The organism is Rivularia sp. UHCC 0363 (assembly GCF_034931125.1).
Lineage (GTDB): Bacteria > Cyanobacteriota > Cyanobacteriia > Cyanobacteriales > Nostocaceae > Rivularia.
The window spans coordinates 1-2,156 of the sequence record NZ_JAYGHM010000118.1; the positions used below are offsets into that span (position 1 = coordinate 1).

Here is a 2,156-nt window from a genome sequence, read left to right on the forward strand (position 1 = left end):
CGGGGGTATAGAAGCGGTAAAAGCCACTATATGTTCTTGGACTTCCGAGCGACGGTGGTGTGCGGTGCTGCTGTTGGAGGAAGTTGCTGAAAGTGAATTACGTAAGCTGGAGCAAATGATACCAAGTTTTTATGCGTGGTTGAGTTAATTTTCTAGTTAATTTGTAAAATTACTTTGCTCAATTTATCTAGCGCTTTTTGTAATTGATTGGCGTGCAGGATTTTTTTGTCTAAAAACCTTGAATAAGAAAGAATAAATTTTTTGGGGCGCATAGGGCTTCTGAATTTTTAACCTTCATAAACTTTTTATTAAAGTATTATTGAAGGAACGTTTGCTGGGTAAAAATACCGCTTCATCTACATTTACTGGCTCATTGTTAGAAGTATTATTCTCTATTTTTAGTAATTAAAGAAATGTAAACTGTCAAAAATAATACTTTTATTTATAAGTAATCTATACCAAACTTATCAAAGTAAATTTTGATTTGTTATATAGCTAAATAAAATTCAAATTGCTGGCGAATTCTGTCGGGGATATTGAGTAATTATGATGTCTGCTACTTAACTATGTTATCTAATTGCCTGGATTATTTTCTTTATAGTTTTGGCTGATATTATCTTGATTTTCTTCTGATAAAAGATTTGAGAATACTGATATTACATCCTTTCCTGTAATGGGTAAAGGAGCAATTTCATTGCACTGTTAGTACGGAAAATTTGTCGCTTTATAACTTTTTTTCAGCTTAAACCTATAAACCGAAGAGAGTTTGTAGCTGGCGAAATCTTATCAACCGATAACCAAATAATATTTATGAGGAAATAATGGATAATCTAGAATTCGTACCAAATTTTGAAGGTTTTGATATAGGAGATACACAACCGGGTAATATCTTTTTAAAAAACGATATTCTAACTTTAGATACTAGTACGGATGGAAGTTTTCAAGATCCACTGCTTACATCGAATCAAATTACTCCCCTTACGTTAGAAAAAGATTTTACGGGAGAAATATCTGAATCTGAAATTGCTCCGATTGAATTAAATAATTTGGCTGCTGATGGTAGTTTTGATTCTTTAATTGGTAATTTCCAGCCACAAGCTGCTCTGAGTGAAACTTTCCAAGCAGCGGAAACAGGGGTATTTACCGTTAATGCGACAGGTGAATTCACTATTGATTTTCTCTTCGATGCAGGTAGTTACAAGAGTGAATTTGCTGTTTTCAGTCTTGCGGGGATGGAAGGGTTAACACCTGGTTCTAAAGAATATATAAAAGAAGCTGCACGTCGTGCTTTAACTAATTCTGAGTCTGGTTATATCGTCATCGCTGATGATTCTGAGGGAGCGAAAATTACCGGAGAATTGGGAGAAAGCGATAAAAACACAGGTAATTATTCGGGGATTAAAAGTTTTTCCATGAATCCTGGGGATAACTTTGCTTTTATGCTGGTTCCCCAAGGTAAGGTACAAGATGTATTTGATAATCCCGCAATCGATGGTGATAAACGTCCTTTATTTTCCATCGCATCAGCAAACCCCGGTAATGCAACTCAGATGATGCAGTTGTTGGATGGTACTGCTGATGGTGGTGTGTTTGGTATTGAAGATTTACGTTTAGATAAAAACTCTGACGCAGATTATAACGATATTATTTTTCATGTCAAAGGTGCAGCGGGTAAAGCAACTCCTTTGATTGATGTAGTTAATCCTGATAATCCTTGGTATGAAACTGCATTAGGGGGAGAGTTAATCGATTTTGCTGCAACAAATAATATCTTTGATCAACCAAGTGCAATTACCGTCGGTTTAGTTAATGATACTGGTTTGAGTCAAACTGATGGTGTTACGAACGATCCGTTTTTAAATGGAAGTATCAGTAATGCGAGTCAGGTTAGTAGTTTCAAAGCTGGATTTAATGGTAGTCAAGGTTTAGTAGATATCTCAGATTCTTTAAAGTCGGATGGTTCATTTTCCTTAGATAAGGAGAAGTTAGAGCAGATTAATAATGGTTCTCTACAAGATGGCGATCGCACTTTAACACTACAAGCAGAAAATGCAAATGGTGCGGTATTAAATACAACGAATTTTTCTTTTACTTTAGATACACAGACGGAAGCACTGACGCTATTAAAGTTATCGGGAGTAGACGGAAGCGTTACT

General features: G+C 35.6%; 1 protein-coding gene. It reads left to right on the forward strand.

The features are described from left to right. Positions 1–821: 821 nt before the first annotated feature. The coding region (locus tag VB797_RS33885) for a DUF4114 domain-containing protein (protein ID WP_323242196.1) at positions 822–2,156 on the forward strand (1,335 nt) is incomplete at its 3' end.